Source organism: Kitasatospora sp. NPDC059648, from assembly GCF_042734825.1.
Taxonomy (GTDB): domain Bacteria; phylum Actinomycetota; class Actinomycetes; order Streptomycetales; family Streptomycetaceae; genus Kitasatospora.
In genome coordinates this window covers 40,528-58,417 of sequence record NZ_JBHWDU010000022.1, presented here as the reverse complement: position 1 = coordinate 58,417, position 17,890 = coordinate 40,528, and the positions used below count along the sequence as shown (strand labels likewise).

Here is a 17,890-nt window from a genome sequence, read left to right as displayed (position 1 = left end):
CGGCGAGGCTGTGCGGGCTCAGCAGGCCCTTGAGCCACCGCCTGAGCCTTCCCGCGTGCGGCCGACCGTGTTCTTGGCGCCCTTGCCCGCTGCGCCTCGGACGAGCAGACCGCCCGGGCACATCAGGATTTCGCTGCAAGTCGACCAAGCCAGGCCCAGCCTTGTTCCAGGACAGTGGGGACAAATCCCATTGTCGACGCCAAACGCACCGAGCTCGACCGTCGGCCCGCGTTCCGAACGGATCAGCGGCGGAACGCACGGGCGCCGGGTGACCGAACGGGGGTTGTCCTGGTCGTCGTGTGCCGACTCCGGCCGTCAGGCGACGCCCGAACCGGATGGACCAGGACCTTCGTGCTCCGGGTGTTCGCGCAGACGTACGGCGAGGACCGCGATGTCGTCGTCGAGTCCTCCGTTGCTGTGGTCGAGGAGGTCCCGGTGAAGCCTGTCGAGGAGCTCGCGGGGCACGGCCGGGCTCTGCCGCCGCAGCCAGTCCGGCAGCGGGAAGAACTCTCCGGTGCGATTGCGGGTCTCGATCACACCGTCCGTGTAGAGAAGCAGCAGGTCGCCGGGGGTGAAGCGGACGGATTCGACGCTGTACTCCCCGCCGATCAGCTCCGCGAGGTTGAGAAGCGGCGAGGGAGCCGTGGGCTGCAGGATGCCCAGCTGCCCGGCGTGCAGGAGCAGCGGCGGGGGATGCCCGCAGTTGAGAAGTCCGATGCGGCTGTCGTTGTCCGGGATCTCGGCGAGAATGGCGGTGGCGAAGCTCTCCGACGGGTCCTGAGTGGCGAACGCAACGCTGTGCCGGGTACTGCTGGTCTCCAGGCGCCGGGCGACGTCGCGCAGGTCCGGCTCGTCGTAGGCGGCCTCCCTGAATGAGTTGACCACCGCCGCAGCCGCCCCCACCGCCGCCAGGCCCTTGCCCCGCACATCGCCGATGAGCAGTCGAACCCCGTACGGTGTGTCGACGGCTTCGTAGAAGTCGCCGCCGATGCGGGCCTGCGCCGCCGCCGCGAGATACAGCGACTCGATCTCGACGCGCCCGACGAAGCGCGGCAAAGGGCGCATGACCACTTCCTGCGCCGCGTCGGCGACGAGTCTGACGTGGCCGAGGGTCTTCTCCCGCTGGAGCCGGATATGGCTCGCGTACGCGGCCGCCACGGTGACGGCGAAGATCGCCGCCACCGTGTACCACGTCCCCAGGTCCGGATAGATGAGACTGAGGCCGATCATGATCAGAAGGCAGAGCAGCCCCAGCAGGACGGTGGGAAGCACGGGCCACATGGACGCGGCCAGGGCCGGCGCGGCGGTCAGGATACGGCTGAAGGCGACCTTCCTGGGCGTGGCGAACGCCAGGCCCGCGACGACGACGGTCAGGATCAGCGGCGCCAGGAGAGCCGGCTCCCATCGGCCGTTGAGAGGACGGCGGCGCCGCAGCCGATCACTGATGATCACAATCCATATTTTATCGACCTCAATCACCACAACCAGTCGCCGACACCGCTGGAACAGGCCTCCGGTCTTCGGGTCCGCCGGCAGCCGGCCGTGATCGGATCGCCGGCGAGGAGGGCGCCGCCGTCGGTGAGACCGGAGACGGATCCTGCGGTGTGGCCGGGGTGGGCATGATGCGCGCCGCGAGGCCGGAGGACGCGCGGAGGGGCGTGGGCCCGTCGCCCCCGGTGCGGGAAGTCCGGGGCGACGCGTCCGGTCCTGTCGTCAACCCCGAGCGATCCGCGTGGCCCGGGCCTCTCGCGGGTCACCCCGGAATCTCCGGTTCCACCGGCCCACCGTTGTCCGGTGGTGCCCAGGCGCAGGCCAGCGAGCCGCCGATGAGCCCGGGCAGCAGGCCCAGGAAGAAGCCGCCGAAGTTGGCGACCGGTACGGAGAGCAGTGCGAGCAGGATCGCGGCGACCCCGGCGAAGATCCGCACCTGCTGCTGGAGCCAGAGCGTGACACCCAGCGTGATCAGCAGGCACCCGATGAGGAGTGAGCCCGCACCCGCGGTGGTGGAGAGCGCCAGGCCGAGACCGCCCAGGCTGAGGTGGGCGTAGGGGAAGGGGAAGTAGAGGATCGGCAGGCCGCCGCTGAACGTCAGCAGACCGGCCCAGAAGGGCCGGGTACCGCGCCAGACGCGGAACTCCCGTCGGGCCGTGGCGATCGCCTCGCGCGGCTGGGACCACGAGGCCGTGGTTCGGTTCCACACGTGGCAACTCCCTGTGCGGTCGGTGGGATTGAGACGGGCTATCGGGACTCCGGGTCGGCGGGTCAGAAGCACTCGTCCCGGCCGTGCACCAGCGAAACGCCCAAACCGGGAACATCGAAGCTGCCTGCCGCTACCGCCACCGCGGCCACCCGCACGTCGGTCAGGTTGATCGAACTTGCCTGCTGAGCCGGGCTGTTGGGGTTGAAGAAGCGCGAGTCCCGATCGCCCGGGCTGATTTCGCCCTTGGTGAGCGCTCCGGCGGCGACACCGATGTCGAGGTGACGGGCGCTCGACTGGTCGGCCGCCAAGTGCTTCGCGTCGATGAAGAACCCCTTCACGGTGGCCGCTCGTTTGTCACCGGTGAGCCGCAGCGTGAACGTGCCGAGCACCGGGATCGGGAAGACGGCCGACTGGCAGAGCCCGTGGATCGTGGCGGACTCGAACCCCGTCACCATGACCGGCACCGGGTCGTGCTCGCGGGTGAAGTCCACCGTGCCGTACAGGCTGAAGCCTTCGCCGTGGAGCTCCTCGGCGGAGAGCTTGAACTCCTCGCCGGAGATGAGGAAGGACGCGGCGAGCGCGTTCTGGGCCGCCCCGGCCACGAGGGCCGCGGCGGCCGCGAGAGACGGCAGAAGGATGACGGCGAAACGCCTCCAGCGAGTCCTGCCGAAGCGTTGCGACATGCCGTCCCTCTCTGACCTGGATCGTGACTTCCGTGCGCCCGGCCGGAAGCGGGTGCACGGGAGACCGCACCGACCGCCCGAGATCGAGAAGACCGAACACGGCCGATCATGCGGTGCAGGAAATGGCTCCGCAAACTCTTCACGACCACATTGACGACCATGTCGCCGCACATCACTCCAGCGGCCCATCGGCCACGGTGCCGGGGCTCGCCGATCAGTGGGGTGACCGGCACCGGGCGGCCAGCGGCGGGAAGATTCGATGCGGATCCTTAGCCGGAAAAGCGTCCATCCGCCGGCGCCCCCCGCGACCGGGCCTGGCGCCCACTCCGTCCGCCGCGCCGGCGGCGCCGGGGTCACAACAGCATCGCCTCGAACTGGTCCTCGGGTGCGGTCAGTGGCTGCTCCGCCCAGATGACCTTGCCACGTGCCGTGTACCTGGTACCCCATCGTTCGGCCAGCTGGGCCACCAGGAACAGGCCCCGGCCACCCTCGTCCGTGGTGGCCGCGTAGCGCAGGTGGGGGGCTGTGCTGCTGGCGTCGGAGACCTCGCAGACCAGGCTGGTGTCGCGCAGCATGCGGACGCGGACGGGCTCGGAGCCGTAGCGGAGGGCGTTGGTGATCAGTTCGCTGAGGATCAGCTCGGTGGTGAAGCTCAGTTCCTCCAGGCCCCAGGCGGTGAGCTGGTCGTTGCACGCGTTGCGGATGCGGGAGACGGCGGCGAAGTCGTCGGGTACGTCCCAGATGGCCACCTGGTCGGGCGCGAGCATTTGCGTCCGTGCGACGAGGAGTGCGATGTCGTCGCTCGGACGCGGTGGGGCCAGCGCGTCGAACACGCCCCGGCAGATCTCCTCCGAGGAGGCTCCCGCACGGACGTTCACCAGGGAGCCGTGCAGCGCGGCGAGTCCGTTCTCCAGGTCGCGGTCGCGGCTGGTGACGAGTCCGTCGGTGTAGAGGACCAGGACGGCGCCGGGTTCCAGCCGGAGTTCGGTGGCTTCGAAGGGCAGGCCGCCCACGCCGAGTGGTGGCCCGGCGGGCAGGTCGACGAACTCCACGCTGCCGTCGACACGGACCAGTGAGGGCGGTGGGTGACCCGCCCGTGCCATGGTGCACTGTCCGGAGACCGGGTCGTAGATCGCGTACAGGCAGGTGGCACCCGTGACCCGCTCGTCCTCGTCCTCGTCCTGGCCCGAGCCGTCGCCTTCTCCCGCCCTCGCCTCGTCCTGGTCGAGCCGGGCGACCAGTTCGTCGAGACGGGCGAGCAGCTCGTCCGGGGGCAGGTCGAGGGCGGCGAAGTTGAGGACGGCTGTGCGCAGTCGGCCCATGGTGGCGGAGGCGTGCAGGCCGTGACCGACGACGTCACCGACGACCAGTGCCACCCGGAAACCGGGCAGCGGGATGACGTCGAACCAGTCCCCGCCGACCCTGTGCAGTGCCGGCAAGTAGCGGTAGGCCGCCTCCAGGGCGCTCTGCTCGGGCAGTCCCCGGGGCAGCAGGCTGCGCTGCAGTGCCTCGGCCATCCGGCGCTCGCGGGTGTAGCGGCGGGCGTTGTCGACGCAGATCACCGCGCGGGCGATCAGCTCCTCGGCGAAGGCGACGTCCTCCGGGCCGAACGGCTCCGACTGCCCCGCGCGCCAGAAACTGACCGTGCCCAGGGCCCGGCCGCGCGCTTTCAGCGGCGTGGAGATCAGCGAGTGGACCCCGTACGCCAGGACCCGGTCGACGGTCTGCGGGTCGCGTGCCCGCCAGGCGTGCGCCTGATGCAGGTCGGCCACCAGCGTGACACGCCCGCTCCCCAGGGCAAGGGCCTCCGGCGTGCCGGGCAGCGGGCTGATCTGCGAGCCCACCGGGTAGAACGGCCGGTCCTCGCGGATGCCGCCGGCCGCCACCCGGCGGATCCGCGGGCCTCCCGCGTCGCCCGTACCGGGGAGCGGCTCGTCACCGCGCAGCACCGCCTCGGCCAGCTCGACGGTGGCGAAGTCCGCGAACCGGGGAACCGCCACATCCGCCAGCTCCTGGGCGGTCCGCACGATGTCCAGGGTGGTGCCGACCCGCAGCCCGGCGTCGTAGAGCAGCTGCAGCCGACCCCGGGCCGCCTCGGCCTGCCCGGCCAGTGCCCGCAGTTCAGTGGTGTCCCGGATCGTCGCGACGCTGCCGGGCCCGCCGCCGAACGGCGCCGTCGGACGGTTGTTGACGGCGAGCAGCCGGTCCTCGGCCGGATGCACCTCGTCGGTGACGGCCTGCCCGGACGCCAGCAGCTCGGCCAGCCCCGGATCGAGCCCGAGCTCGGCGACCGGCTGCCCCTCCACCTCGGGCGGCAGCTTCAGCAGCCGTCGGGCCTCGTCGTTCACCAGCGACACGCGCCCGTCCCCGCCGACGATCAGCACGCCCTCGCGCACCGCGTGCAGCACCGCGTCGTGGTGGTCGTACATCCGCGTCATCTCCGTCGGGCCCAGGCCGTGCGTCTGGCGCCGCAGCCGCCGACGCACCAGCACCGCCCCTCCGGCGCCCACGGCGAGCGCGGCCGCCGCACCGCCGAACAGGACCGGCAACTGCCGGCTCACCGCGCTGCTCGCGTGCGCGACGGTGTAGCCGACCTGGACCAGGCCCGCGGCCGAGCCGTCCGGCCTGGTGACCGGCGCGCTGCTTTCCACGGCCCGCCCGATGGGCACGGTGAAGCTGATGGTGATCGGCCCCTTGAGGGCCTGCTGGTACGGGCCGATGAGGTGCTTCCCGATCAGCTCGGGCTGGGCGGTCTGCGCGTAGCGCGTCCCGTCGGGGCCGGCGATCACGACGTAGTCGAAGCCGCCCTTCTCCGCGACGTCCAGGGCCAGCGGCTGCAGCACCGCGGTCGGGTCGGCGCTGTTCAGGGCGTCCCCCACCGTGGGGACCTGCGCCAAGGTGACGGCCGCGGCGCGCGTGCGGTGCGCGGCATCCTGCGTGGCGTAGCTGCGGGCCTGCAGGATGAGCGCCGTCAGCCCGGCACCGACCAGCAGCACCACGACGACCAGCAGCCACAGGAACACCTGCCCGGCGACACTGCGGACCCGCAGCCCGGCGCGCGGCCGCCCCCTGGCGTACCGGTACTCCCCTGGTCCGCCAGGTTCCGGGCCCCCAGTGGCGTTGCTGTCCACTCTGTGCATGCAGGCCGTCCCCGCATTTCCGGGTCTCTCCTCCAGTGTGGGTCAGCCTGCCGTCGCAGTGGGCTCCAGGACTGCCTCGACATCGACCGTGACGTCGACCATGTCGCCTACGACGACACCGCCCCGGTCGACCACGTCATTCCAACTCACGCCGAAGTCATGCCGGTTGATGCGTGACCTGGCGACGAATCCGGCCCGGCGCCGTGGACCGAGATCCCGGCCGTCCTCCCACCAGGGGGTGTCCCACTGCCCCAGGTACGTCACATCGAATGTCACGGAGCGTGTCACTCCGCGAATGGTGAGTTCGCCCGTCACCTCGAAGTCGTTCGCGCTCACCTGCCGGATGCGGGACCCGGTGAACGTCCACGTCGGAAAGCGCTCGACATCGAAGAAGTCGGCGCTGCGCAGGTGGGTGTCGCGCTCGGGCTGCCCGGTGTACACCTGCGTCGCGTCGATCGTCGCCTCCACCTGGGCCTTCTCCGGGTCGTCCGGGTCGATCACCAGGAAGCCGTGCACGTTCTTGAACTGTCCGCGCACGTAGGTGACCATCATGTGTCTGGCGCTGAACTCCGCCGCAGTGTGACCTGGCTCGAAGAACCATCTCGCCGTAGCCATGGCAGCTCCTCGGCATGCGTGCCCCTCCGAACACGATAGGACGGCGCCGCACCACAGGCGCGCCCGGTACCGCCGGGCAGCGCCGGCCGTCGTCCGCGCCGAGCTCACCGCGGCGCTCGTCGAGGGGCGTGTGACGCGGGTCTCGTTCCAGGGCGATCGTCGGCACACAGAGCATGGGTGACAACTCGCTCAGCAACGGATAAATCGCTCAAAACACGACATAAACAGTGAGCCCGCTCACACTCGAACAGGTCGACGACCGGCGATAGTGGCCGATCCCGGCTCCGCCCGCGGCCTCCGACCGGCGGCATTTTCCCAGCTCAACGCATGTGCGACGGTGTGCTCCGCCTCGCGAACCCAGGCCGGCCCACCCCGTGGAATACGACGGCGTGTCGTAACAAAGGGGTCTTGTCGACAACCGATCCCATCTGGCAACAATTGCCGCACCCAGCCACACCGGCTCCTGTCCCGCCGGTGAACGGCTCACTGCCAAGTCGCGCCACGCGACCGTCACGGCCCCTGTCCGGCCACGGTCCAGCGCGGGGCGTGACTCGGCCCAACCCGATTGAGGTCTTGCCCTACATGCCCAGTTTCAAGCTCCGCATGCGCACCTCTGCCGCGATCCTGGCCGGCGCCGCCGGTCTGACCGCCCTGGGTGCCGCCGTGGTCCCCGCCACCGCGAACGCCGCCACCGCCTCCCCGCAGGCCATCGCCGCCCAGATCGTCCCGGCGAACCAGCTGGCCTCGTTCAGCCAGATCATCTCCCACGAGTCCGGCTGGAACGTGACCGCGACCAACCCCAGCTCCGGCTCCTACGGCCTCGGCCAGGCCCTGCCGGCCTCCAAGATGGCCTCCGCCGGCGCGGACTGGAAGACCAACCCCGCCACCCAGATCAAGTGGGCGCTGGACTACATGAACACCCGCTACGGCAGCCCCAACGCCGCCTGGGCCTTCTGGCAGAACCACCACTGGTACTGAGCCGGCCATCCGGCCCGGCAGCACACCCACGGTCCTGACCGCCATCCCCCTCACCCGGGGGGCCGGACAGGGACCACTGGGACGACCCGAGAGGGCCCGCGCCCGCGCGAACCGCGTGGCCGGGCCCTCTCGCGGTTGGCCGTGGTTCCGGCCCACACGCGGCAACTCCCTCACCGGTCACCAGGATCGCGGCGGGCCACCAGGTGTCGGGCCGGGCGGCGACCTCGGAAGCCGTGCCGAAGCGATCGGCTAGAAGAACACTCCGCACCGCAGCAGCACGTTCGCGTACGGCCGGGCTTCCCCGGTCCGCACCACCAGGCGCGCCCCCGCACTCAGCTCCTTGAGCCTTTCGTGCGGTACGTACGCCAGTTCCGCGAAGGAACCGGCCAGCAACCCGTCCGCGGCGGGGTTCGCCTCGCGCACCTCCCGCGCCGCGAGCGCCCCCTCGATCACCAACTCGTCGAGGAGCCCGGCCAGGACCTCCTCGAACGACGGAACCCCCGCCCGGAAGGCGAGGTCGACCAGCCGGGGCCCGTCCGGAACCGGCATTCCCGCGTCACACACGAGCACCCGGTCACCGTGCCCCAACTCGGCGATGGCCCCGGCGAGATGGCGATTCAGAATCCCGCCCTTCCTCACAGCGCCTCGACCTCCCCGGCGGTGGGGAACGACTCCTGGGCCCCCCGCCGCGTCACGGCCACGGCGCCCACCCGAGCGGCGTACGCGGCGGCCTCCACGAGCGAGGCCCCCGCACCCGCCTTCCAGGCCAGTGCGGCCGTGAAGGAATCACCGGCACCCGTCGTGTCGACGGCGTCGACCTTCACCGACGCGACCCGCACGACCCCCTCCTCGGCGGACGCGACCAACGCACCCTCCGAACCGAGCGTCACCACGACCGACTTGGGCCCGCTCGCGAGCAACTCCCGCACCCATTCGGCGGGATCGTCGCCGATGGTCCCGCCGCCCAGGATCACCCGGGCCTCGTGCTCGTTGACGATCAGCGGATCGCAGGCCGCCAGGACCTCGACCGGCAGCGCCTGCGGCGGAGAGGGGTTCAACACGAACCTGGTGCCGGAGGGCAGTTGCCGCACGACCTCGACGACCGACTCCAACGGGATCTCCAACTGCGCCGAGACCACCCGCGACGCGTGGAACAGCGGCCCGGCGGCCCGGACGTCCTCCGGCGTGAGCCGCCCGTTCGCGCCGGGCGACACCACGATGCTGTTGTCCCCCGACGGGTCGACCGTGATCAGCGCGACGCCGGTCGGGGCCCCGCCCACCAGGACGCCCCCCGTGTCGACCCCCGCGTTCTGCTGCGACTCCAGCAGCAGCCGCCCGTTCGCGTCGTCGCCGACCCTGGCGAGCAGCGCGGTGCGCGCCCCGAGCCGCGCGGCGGCGACCGCCTGGTTGGCCCCCTTGCCACCGGGATGGACGGCGAGGTCCGACCCGAGCACCGTCTCCCCGGCCCCGGGCCTGCGCTCGACCCCGATCACGAGATCGACGTTGGCCGACCCGACGACCAGCACGTCGTAGTCGTACATGAAACTCCCCAATCAGGAAATCCGGAACGGGGCGGCCGGAGCCCCGCTTCCGCGGGCACCCCGGCCACCCCCTTCCCGTCTCAGCCGCTGAACCCGGCCACGGTCTCCTTCGTGACCACCTTCACCGGCACCTTGATGGTCTCCTCGACCTTCTCCCCCTTGATCGCCTTGACCGCGTTGTCCACGGCGATCTTCCCGAGCTGCGACGGCTGCTGGGCCACGGACGCGTACAGCGTCCCCTGCTCGACGGCCTTCAGCCCGTCGGGGGTTCCGTCGAAGCCGACGACCTGCACGGATTCACCGGCCTTGGACCCGAGGGCCTTCACCGCACCGAGCGCCATCTCGTCGTTCGCAGCGATGACACCCTGTACGTCCGGGTGCGCCTGGAGCAGGTTCGACATGACGTCGAGCCCCTTGGTCCGGTCGAAGTCCGCCGGCTGCTGCGCGACGACCTCGATCCCCGGGTACGCCTCAAGCCCCTTGGCGAAGCCCTCGGCCCGCTCGCGCGCGGCGGAGGTGCCGGCCTGCCCCTGAAGGATCACGATCTTCCCGCTGCCACCGAGCTTCTCGGCGATGGTCTTCGCCGCCTGCTCACCGCCGGCGACGTTGTCGGAGGCGACCAGTGCGTTCACCCCGGCCTTGTTGACGCCGCGGTCGACGGCGATGACCGGGATCCTCGCCTTGGCCGCGGCGTCCACGGAGTTGCTCGCCGCGTCGGAGTCCACCGGATTGACGACGATCGCCCCGAGCCTCGAACTGGTGAAGTTCTGCAGCTGGTTGGCCTGCTGCGAGGCGTCGTTCTGCGCGTCGGTGACCGTCAGGTCCACCCCCAGCCTCTTCGCCTCGTCCTGCGCACCCGAGCGGATCTGCACGAAGAACGGGTTGTTGAGCGTGGAGAGCGAGAGGCCGACCTTCTGGGTGCCGGACTTCGGACCGTCGTGCAGGAACGACGTCGCACCCACGGTCGCCACCGTCACGACAGCCGCGAGCCCGTACGTGGCGACCTGCTTCCCCCTTCCGCCACCGGGCGCGCCGATCGCCGTCGGAGTGGCCCCGGCCTTGCGCCGCACCGTGTCGAGCAGCACCGCCAGTGCGATGACGACACCGATGACGACCTGCTGCCAGAACGCGGAGACGTCCAGCAGGTTCAGCCCGTTGCGCAGCACCGCGAGGATGAGCGCGCCGATCAGCGTCCCCGACGCCCTGCCCGTACCCCCCGCGAGGGAGGCGCCGCCGATGACGACGGAGGCGATGGCGTCCAGCTCGTACCCGTCGGCGGCCTGCGGCTGCGCGGAGGAGAGCCGGGAGGCCAGGACGACACCGGCGACCGCGGCGAACACACCGGAGAGCGCATAGATCGCGAGCTTCTGCTTCGGCACCCGCAGACCCGAGAGCCGGGCCGCTTCCTCGTTGCCGCCGATGGCGTACATCGAGCGGCCGATGTACGTACGGCCGAGGACGAACGCCGCGACGAGCCCCATGGCGACCATGACGAGCACCGGCACCGGCAGCCACCCGCCGAGCGTGTCACCCAGGTGGGAGATCGAACCCGGGAACGCGATCGGCGATCCGTCCGAGATCACCAGTGCCAGACCGCGCCCCACCGACAGCATCGCGAGCGTCGCGATGAACGGCGGCAGCTTGCCGTACGAGATCAGAAAGCCGTTCACCAGGCCGGCGGCCACACCCGTCGCCAGCGCCAGCAGCACCGCGACGGGCACCGGCACTCCGTGCGACGTGGCGCTCCACGCCAGTACGGTCGCCGACAGCGCGGCCACCGAACCGACCGACAGATCGATGCCCGCCGAGACGATCACGAAGGTGACGCCGAAGGCGAGGACGGCGGTCACGGCCGCCTGGACGCCGACGTTGAGCAGGTTGTCGGTGGTGAGGAAGTCCCCCGACAGCGCCGACATGGCGATGACGAGGAAGATCAGCGCGGTCAGCGCGCCGTTGTCGAGCAGCAGACGGCGCAACGCCGCGGCGCCACCGGCGCCCGTACCGCCCTTGAGCGTTTCAGCGGCCACGGGAGGCCTCCAGTTCGGTAGTGGGATTGCTCACGGCCAGCGACATGATCGCGTCCTGCGTGGCCTCGTCGGCGGACAACTCGCCCGCGATCCGGCCCTGGGCCATCACCAGCACCCGGTCGCTCATCCCGAGCACCTCGGGCAGATCGCTGGAGACCATGAGTACGGCGGCCCCCGTCGCCGTCAGTTCGTTGATGAGTCGGTAGATCTCGACCTTGGCGCCGACGTCGATGCCGCGCGTGGGCTCGTCGAGGATCAGCACCTTGGTGTCGGCCAGGAGCCACTTGCCGATGACGACCTTCTGCTGGTTGCCGCCGGACAGCGTGCGCACCCGCTGACCGAGCCCGGCCATCCGCACGCCGAGTTGCCCGGCGATCCGCGCGGCGGCGTCGCGCCGGCCCTTGAGGTCGACGATTCCGGCTCTGCTGGCGGACTTGAGAGTGACGAGTCCGAGGTTCTCCTCGACCGACTGGTCGAGCACCAGCCCCTGGCCCTTGCGGTCCTCGGGCACCAGCCCGATCCCCGCGGTCATGGCGGCGCCGATGTCGTACCGCTTCAGGGAGGCCCCGGAGACGCGGACCGTACCGCGGTCGTACGGGTCGGCCCCGAAGACGGCCCGGACCACCTCGGTACGACCCGCCCCGACCAGCCCCGCGACGCCGACGACCTCGCCGGCCCGGACCTCGAAGCTGACGTCGTGGAAGGCACCGTCCCGGGACAGTCCCTCCACGGACAGCAGCGCGGTGCCCGTGACCGCCCGCTCGCGCGGGTACTGCTGCTCGATGGACCGGCCCACCATCAGCCGTACGAGCTCCTCCTCCGGCGTGGACGCGGGCACCCGTCCGACCGACTTGCCGTCCCGGATGACCGTGACCCGGTCCCCGAGGGCGGCGATCTCCTCCAGGTGGTGCGTGATGAAGACGATCCCGACGCCGTCCTCGCGCAGCTTGCGCGCGATCACGAACAGCTTCTCGACCTCCTCGGAGGTCAGCACGGCCGTCGGCTCGTCCATGATCAGCACCCGCGCGTCCAGGCTCAGCGCCTTCGCGATCTCGACCATCTGCAGGCGCGCGATGCCGAGTTCACGCACCCGCGCGCGGGGCGACACGCCGAGGCCGACGCGCTCCAGGAGCTCCGAGGCGTCCGCCTCCATCCTCTTCCGGTCGATCACCCCGAACCGGCGCGGCTGGCGCCCCAGGAAGATGTTCTCGGCGACCGTCAGATCGGGGACGAGGTTGAACTCCTGGTAGATGGTCGCGATCCCGAGTCGCTCGGAGTCCTGCGCACCGCGGATGCGGACCTCCTCGCCACCGACCAGGACGCGGCCCTCGTCGGGTGTGTGGGCACCGGAGAGCACCTTGATCAGGGTGCTCTTGCCCGCGCCGTTCTCACCGAGCAGCACATGGACCTCGCCCCGCCTCAGGTCGAAGTCGACGCCGTCCAGCGCGACCACCCCGGGGAAGGTCTTCCGTATGCCCTCGATGCGCAGCAACTCGTCCGCGTTGCTCACGACTGGCTCCTGTTCGTTACGGGGTTCTCGCCGCACGAGCGGCGAACGACGAGGCGGGCGGGGAGCGTCACGGATCGCGGCGCCCGCCCCTCGATGCGGTCCACGAGCGCGCGCACGGCGGCCCGGCCCAGCTCGCCCGTGGGCTGGGCGATCGCGGTGATCGGCGGGTCCGTGTGCACGAACCAGCGGATGTCGTCGAACGCGGCGAGCGCGATGTCGTCCGGCACCCGCAGACCACGGGCGCGTACGGCGTCCAGGGCGCCCAGCGCCATCAGGTTGTCCGCCGCGAACACGACCTGCGGGGGCTCGGCGAGGTCGAGGAACCGCTCGGTCGCCCGCCGGCCGCTGGCGGCCTGGAAGTCACCTTGGCCGATGTACCGGTCCGGCAGGTCGAGGCCGCACTCCTCCAGCGCCTCGCGGAACGCCTCCACGCGCTCCCGCCCGGTCGTGGTGGCCGCCGGCCCGGCGATGATCGCCAGCCTCCGGTGCCCCAGCCGGTGCAGGTGCACGACGAGATCCCGTACGGCACCCCGCCCGTCCGCCCGCACCACCGGCACGTCGACGCCGGGGATCCACCGGTCCACGAACACCATCGGCGTCCCGGCCCGGGCGGCGTCCAGCATGAGCGGCGACCCGCCGTCGGTGGGCGAGACCAGCAGCCCGTCGATGCGGCGGTCCAGCAGCGTCCGTACGTGGTGGTCCTGCAGTTCCGGCCGCTCGTCGGCGTTGCCGATGATCACGCTGTAGCCCAGCGCCCGCGCCTCCTCCTCCACGGACCGCGCGAGCTCGGTGAAGTACGGATTCAGCACGTCGCTGATCACGAGGCCCAGGGTGCGGGTCTGGTCCGTACGCAGTGACCGCGCCACGGCGTTGGGCCGGTACCCGAGCGACGCGACGGCGGCCAGCACCCGCGCCCGCGCCTCCTCGCTCACCGAAGGGTGCTCGTTCAGGACACGCGAGACAGTGGCGACGGACACGCCTGCCTCGGCGGCGACGTCCTTGATGCTCGTCACAGCCGCCCCACCTCCTCGTGGAATCGATTACATCGACGCGTTCCGACGATTGGAATCGATTACATACCCACGGGGCAAGCCTTGAGCCGGTGGCTGAAACCCGATCGTGATGAACGCGGCGCCGATGTCTCCGCCCCGTGTGCCGCCGCAGCCGTCCGCGTCCGGCCCGGGGCCCCTCGCGGCCGGAACCGATCCGGTGGGGCCCGCAGGCGCCGCTCCACCCTGGCAACCGCCCACCGCCCGCGGCCCCGCCGTACCGGCCTGCGGGTCGCGCTGGTGGCGTGGTCGGGGCGCTCCTCGTGGGCGGCGGAGCCAGGGGTCCCGGCCTTCTCGGCGACAGTGCCGGGCGGTCCTCGGCCGCACCTGCCGTGGTCGGCGGCGCGGCAGGCGGCGGCGCGGAAGTGAGGCCTCGCCAGCGACCGGCGGGAGCCCGGGCGGACGGCCGCCCGCCGCCGGGAGCCGGCCGTTGTCGCTACTGCACCCGCCGGACTCGTTCATGGCCACGCCCCGCAGCGACGGCAGCGGCGTGGCGAAGCCGGTACGGCACCAGGAAGCCGGTACGGCACCAGAGTCAGGCCAGGCGGGGCGGACAGGTTCCTTCGGGCGTCCGGCGCCCGGTCGACGTACCGGGCGTGACGCCGGTGCACGGGCGGATCGGCACCGCCGATCCCGGCCCGCTCGGTGGGACCGCGACCGACGGGCCGGCCGCGCCCCACGTGTCCCCGCAGGTCGCGGGCCGGCCCGGTGAAGCGTGCGGGCCGTCCGCTCGTGCGCTTCCGTCAGGCGGGGCGGATGTGCTCCGCCTGGGGGCCCTTCTGGCCCTGCACGACGTCGAAGGTCACCTTCTGGCCCTCGACGAGTTCACGGAAGCCCTGGGCGTCGATGTTCGAGTAGTGGGCGAACACGTCGGGGCCGCCGCCGTCCTGCTCGATGAAGCCGAAGCCCTTCTCGGCGTTGAACCATTTCACGGTACCGGTAGCCATGCGCTTCTCCTTCGTGGAGGACGGATCGGGTCCCGCTTGTGCGGCCCGGAGGTGATCGCCTTGGTCCGGAGAGGCGTCGAACAGCAGGAACGCCCACGGCAAGTGACCGCGGGCGAGAACTTCGGAACCACGACTGCGTGATCGAGACGTTACACCGCCGGGCACCCCGCGGCCAGGAAGCCGAACCGGACACGAAGCGGAGCGGCTGTGGCGCCGTACGCACTTCGGTCGGGCCGCGCCGCCGGGTCGCGAACACACGACGAGGGGAGTTCGCGGGGCCGGTCGACCCGTCCGGCACTCGGCCGGCAAGCCGCTCGGACCAGCGCGGCTCGGCCTGGCTCCCCTCCGCGTCCCACTGGGCGCAGCGAGAGCGGCCCTGAACGGAGGGGAGTCCCCCGGTGCCGGAGCGCCTGTCACTCGCGGTAGAGCAGGAGGGTCCCGCCGGCCAGGACAGCGCTGGCCACCAGGGCCCAGGCGGTCCGTCCGTGCAGCACGAGGACGGCGCCCGGGGCCGCGCCGGCGAGCATGGTGGCGACGGAGAGGATCTTCCTGCGCTGGCGGAGGGCGGTGCCGCCGGCGAGGCGGGAGTCGGCGGCCAGGCCGGTCAGGGTGAGGGTGAGCACGGTGGTGGTGAGGTCCGGCACGCCCAGACCGCGCACGGTGCCGTTGCGGATGCCCATCGCCAGGGCGAGCAGGGCGATCACGGCGTGCTGCGCGGGCCCGTCCGTGCCCCGGACGAAGACGACGGCGGCGGCCGCTCCGTACAGCGCGACCTCCAGGAGGAAGACCGTGCGCAGTTGCGCGGGGCGCCGGATTCCGGCGTCCCGGGTGGCGATCCTGCCGGCCAGGAGCGCGCCGAGGAGGAAGGCCACGAGGGAGGTCGATGAGCCGGTGACGGAGAATCCGGGTGCTCCGGCGAGCGCGAAGGCGATGACGACGACGTTGCCGGTCATGTTCGCGGTGAAGACGTGGCCGAGGCCGAGGTAGCTGACGGCGTCGATCAGACCGCTGACCAGGGTGAGACCGAACAGTGCCAGTGCGAGCGGGTGGCGGTCGTGGATCTTCGGTCCGGGCACCGGCGGCGGGGGTGCGGTGGGGAAATCGGCTGCGGGTGTGGTCACGACGGTTCCTCCGGCGGTAGGGGATGTGGCCAGGGGCACCGCCGCGGTCCAGCGGCGCCCCCGGCCGGATCGGCTTCCGGTCAGAAGAAACAGGGGTCCGACGGCACCTGCGACTGCCCGGGCAGGGCGAGGCCACGCGCCGTGCGCCAGGCGTGCTCCTCGCCGGAGGCCGCCACGGCCTCCAGCACGCCCTCCGCCTGGCGGACGCCGGTCAGGCTCGGGGCGGGGGTGGCGCGGTAGCCGCCGAACCGGGTGACCGGACTCCAGGACGGCGACACCCCGGGCAGTTCGGGGGCCAGCCCCTGGTGCTCCGCCGCGGCATGGACGATGCGTCCGCCGACGACGGTCAGGACGGACTCGATGTGGGCGATGTCGGCCTCGGGCACGGTGAAGTAGTCGGCGCTGAGCAGCGCGAGGTCCGCGTAACTGCCGACCGTCAGACGGCCCTTGACCTCCTCCTCGCCGGTGAGTCGGGCGCCGCCGAGGGTGTACAGCTCCAGGGCCTGCTCGCGGCTGAGCCGGTTGTGCTCGGCCGCGAGGCGCCGGCCGCTGACCGCCCGGCCGGAGACCAGCCAGTGCAGGGCGACCCAGGGGTTGTAGGAGGAGACCCGGGTGGCGTCGGTGCCCGCCGCGACGGTCAGGCCGCGGTCCAGCATCGCACGCAGCGGCGGTGCCTCGGCGGCGGCCGGAGCGCCGTAGCGCGAGACGAAGGCCTCTCCTTGGAAGGAGAGTCGGTTCTGCACGGAGACCGCGCCGCCCAGGGCGGCGATGCGGTCGAGGCTGTCCGGGCTGACGGTCTCGGCGTGGTCGAAGAGCCAGCGGTTGCCCTGCGGGAACAGGCCCTCGGCGGCGAGCTTCTCGAAGACGGCGAGATCCCGGCGGATCGTCTCGTCGTAGGTGGCGTGCAGCCGGAAGCCCCAGCCGTTCTCCGCCAGAAGACGGACGGCCTTCTCGAACTCGGTTTCGTAGGCGCCGAGTTGCGGCCGGGGCTCGGTGAAGTTCTCGAAGTCGGCGGCGGCCCAGGTGAGGTTCTCGCCCGCGCCGTTGAGGCGCAGCCACTCGTCACCCTCCCCGGGGCGCACGGTGTCGACCCAGCGGGTGAGGTCGTCCAGCTCCTGCCCCGCGGTCTGCGGGAAGAGGTGGTAGGCGATGCGCAGGGTCAGCTCGCCCTTGCGGGCGAGTTCCATGACGGTGCCGTAGTTCTCGGGAAAGCTCTGGAAACCGCCGGCGGCGTCGATGGCGGAGGTCAGGCCGAAGCGGTTCAGCTCGCGCAGGAAGTGCCGGGTGGAGCCGATGCGGTCGGCCTCGTCCAGGGTCGGCGCCTTGGCCAGGGTGGAGTAGAGCAGCAGCGCGCCGGGGGCGGCGATCAGCAGGCCGGTGGGCTCACCCCCGTGTCCGCGGACGATCTGGCCGCCCGCCGGGTCGGGGGTGTCCCGGGTGAAGCCGGCGGCGCGCAGCGCGGCCCGGTTGAGCAGCGCCGACTGGTAGAGGTGCAGCACGAAGACGGGGGTGTCGGGCGCCGCGGCGTTGAGTTCCTCCAGGGTGGGCAGGCGCCGCTCGGCGAACTGGTCCGCGGACCAGCCCCCGACCACCCGCACCCACTGGCCGGGCGGGGTGCGCTCGGCCTGGAGCCGGAGCATCGCCAGGGCCTCGCGAAGCGTCGGGACGCCGTCCCAGCGCAGCTCCAGCACGTAGTTGAGGCCGCCGCGGATGACGTGCAGGTGCGCGTCGTTGAGTCCGGGAACGGCCCGGCGGCCGAGCGCGTCGACCACCCGGGTGTCGGGCCCGACCAGCGGCACGACGTCCGCGTCGTCGCCGACCACCCGGATCAGTCCGTCCCGGACGGCCACCGCGGTGGCCCGGGGGCGGCGCGGGTCGTTGGTGTGCACCTTGGCGTTGCGCACGACGAGGTCGGCGGGCTGTTCGGGGGCGCCGGGACGGATTCCGGCGACGGGCATGGCGGACAAGGGAGGTCCCTTCGTTCAGTCCTCGGCGATCTTCACCAGGTCGTTGGAACCTAGACAGCCGACGACGCGCGAAGGACTTCCGCAGCGCATGACCGATTGCCCGGCAGCGCAC

At 71.7% G+C, this 17,890-nt stretch carries 14 protein-coding genes; 1 reads left to right on the top strand and 13 read right to left on the bottom strand.

Features of this window, described 5'->3' with window-relative positions:
* Positions 1 to 315 precede the first annotated feature (315 nt).
* The 5 genes from ACFV1W_RS16145 to ACFV1W_RS16125 form a co-directional block, all read right to left on the bottom strand.
* The gene (locus tag ACFV1W_RS16145) at positions 316 to 1,479 is read right to left on the bottom strand and encodes a PP2C family protein-serine/threonine phosphatase (protein ID WP_380416986.1); all 1,164 of its coding nucleotides are present in this window, start codon (positions 1,477 to 1,479) and stop codon (positions 316 to 318) included.
* A gap of 274 nt (positions 1,480 to 1,753) precedes the next feature.
* On the bottom strand, positions 1,754 to 2,200 hold the full coding sequence (locus ACFV1W_RS16140; RefSeq protein WP_380416983.1) for a DUF6114 domain-containing protein: 447 nt from the start codon (positions 2,198 to 2,200) through the stop codon (positions 1,754 to 1,756).
* Positions 2,201 to 2,262: 62 nt separating this feature from the next.
* A complete protein-coding gene (locus ACFV1W_RS16135; protein WP_380416980.1) occupies positions 2,263 to 2,883 on the bottom strand; it encodes a DUF6230 family protein in 621 nt (206 codons plus the stop codon).
* Between the two features lie 353 nt (positions 2,884 to 3,236).
* Positions 3,237 to 6,023: a SpoIIE family protein phosphatase gene (locus ACFV1W_RS16130; protein ID WP_380416977.1), complete on the bottom strand. Its 2,787-nt coding sequence runs from the start codon at positions 6,021 to 6,023 to the stop codon at positions 3,237 to 3,239.
* 42 nt (positions 6,024 to 6,065) lie between these two features.
* Entirely contained in the window at positions 6,066 to 6,638 is a 573-nt protein-coding gene (locus ACFV1W_RS16125) for a YceI family protein (RefSeq protein ID WP_380416974.1), read from the bottom strand.
* A gap of 603 nt (positions 6,639 to 7,241) precedes the next feature.
* Here ACFV1W_RS16125 and ACFV1W_RS16120 point away from each other — a divergent pair.
* Positions 7,242 to 7,616: a transglycosylase SLT domain-containing protein gene (locus tag ACFV1W_RS16120; protein ID WP_380416972.1), complete on the top strand. Its 375-nt coding sequence runs from the start codon at positions 7,242 to 7,244 to the stop codon at positions 7,614 to 7,616.
* Between the two features lie 249 nt (positions 7,617 to 7,865).
* Here the strand turns inward: ACFV1W_RS16120 and rbsD are convergent, their stop codons facing one another.
* The 8 genes from rbsD to ACFV1W_RS16080 form a co-directional block, all read right to left on the bottom strand.
* Positions 7,866 to 8,255: a D-ribose pyranase gene (gene rbsD, locus ACFV1W_RS16115; RefSeq protein WP_380416970.1), complete on the bottom strand. Its 390-nt coding sequence runs from the start codon at positions 8,253 to 8,255 to the stop codon at positions 7,866 to 7,868.
* Entirely contained in the window at positions 8,252 to 9,157 is a 906-nt protein-coding gene (locus ACFV1W_RS16110; RefSeq protein WP_380416967.1) for a ribokinase, read from the bottom strand. The genes rbsD and ACFV1W_RS16110 overlap by 4 nt, the downstream gene beginning before the upstream one ends.
* An 80-nt stretch (positions 9,158 to 9,237) precedes the next feature.
* On the bottom strand, positions 9,238 to 11,184 hold the full coding sequence (locus ACFV1W_RS16105) for a substrate-binding domain-containing protein (protein WP_380416965.1): 1,947 nt from the start codon (positions 11,182 to 11,184) through the stop codon (positions 9,238 to 9,240).
* Positions 11,174 to 12,694: a sugar ABC transporter ATP-binding protein gene (locus ACFV1W_RS16100; protein WP_380416963.1), complete on the bottom strand. Its 1,521-nt coding sequence runs from the start codon at positions 12,692 to 12,694 to the stop codon at positions 11,174 to 11,176. The genes ACFV1W_RS16105 and ACFV1W_RS16100 overlap by 11 nt, the downstream gene beginning before the upstream one ends.
* Complete coding sequence (locus ACFV1W_RS16095) at positions 12,691 to 13,707, bottom strand: LacI family DNA-binding transcriptional regulator (RefSeq protein ID WP_380416961.1); 1,017 nt, start codon at positions 13,705 to 13,707, stop codon at positions 12,691 to 12,693. Before ACFV1W_RS16095 ends, ACFV1W_RS16100 begins: the two co-directional genes overlap by 4 nt.
* 779 nt (positions 13,708 to 14,486) lie before the next feature.
* The gene (locus tag ACFV1W_RS16090; RefSeq protein WP_380416960.1) at positions 14,487 to 14,690 is read right to left on the bottom strand and encodes a cold-shock protein; all 204 of its coding nucleotides are present in this window, start codon (positions 14,688 to 14,690) and stop codon (positions 14,487 to 14,489) included.
* 413 nt (positions 14,691 to 15,103) lie between these two features.
* The gene (locus ACFV1W_RS16085) at positions 15,104 to 15,811 is read right to left on the bottom strand and encodes a YoaK family protein (RefSeq protein WP_380416959.1); all 708 of its coding nucleotides are present in this window, start codon (positions 15,809 to 15,811) and stop codon (positions 15,104 to 15,106) included.
* 80 nt (positions 15,812 to 15,891) lie between these two features.
* The gene (locus tag ACFV1W_RS16080; RefSeq protein ID WP_380416957.1) at positions 15,892 to 17,769 is read right to left on the bottom strand and encodes an amidohydrolase; all 1,878 of its coding nucleotides are present in this window, start codon (positions 17,767 to 17,769) and stop codon (positions 15,892 to 15,894) included.
* Positions 17,770 to 17,890 lie beyond the last annotated feature (121 nt).

What these genes read in the sequence shown, in the direction of transcription:
- ACFV1W_RS16135 (WP_380416980.1), bottom strand. Translation starts at nt 2,883, where the DNA reads ATGTCGCAACGCTTCGGCAGGACTCGCTGGAGGCGTTTCGCCGTCATC.
- ACFV1W_RS16130 (WP_380416977.1), bottom strand. Translation starts at nt 6,023, where the DNA reads ATGCACAGAGTGGACAGCAACGCCACTGGGGGCCCGGAACCTGGCGGA.
- ACFV1W_RS16125 (WP_380416974.1), bottom strand. Translation starts at nt 6,638, where the DNA reads ATGGCTACGGCGAGATGGTTCTTCGAGCCAGGTCACACTGCGGCGGAG.
- ACFV1W_RS16120 (WP_380416972.1), top strand. Translation starts at nt 7,242, where the DNA reads ATGCGCACCTCTGCCGCGATCCTGGCCGGCGCCGCCGGTCTGACCGCC.
- ACFV1W_RS16110 (WP_380416967.1), bottom strand. Translation starts at nt 9,157, where the DNA reads ATGTACGACTACGACGTGCTGGTCGTCGGGTCGGCCAACGTCGATCTC.
- ACFV1W_RS16090 (WP_380416960.1), bottom strand. Translation starts at nt 14,690, where the DNA reads ATGGCTACCGGTACCGTGAAATGGTTCAACGCCGAGAAGGGCTTCGGC.
- ACFV1W_RS16080 (WP_380416957.1), bottom strand. Translation starts at nt 17,769, where the DNA reads ATGCCCGTCGCCGGAATCCGTCCCGGCGCCCCCGAACAGCCCGCCGAC.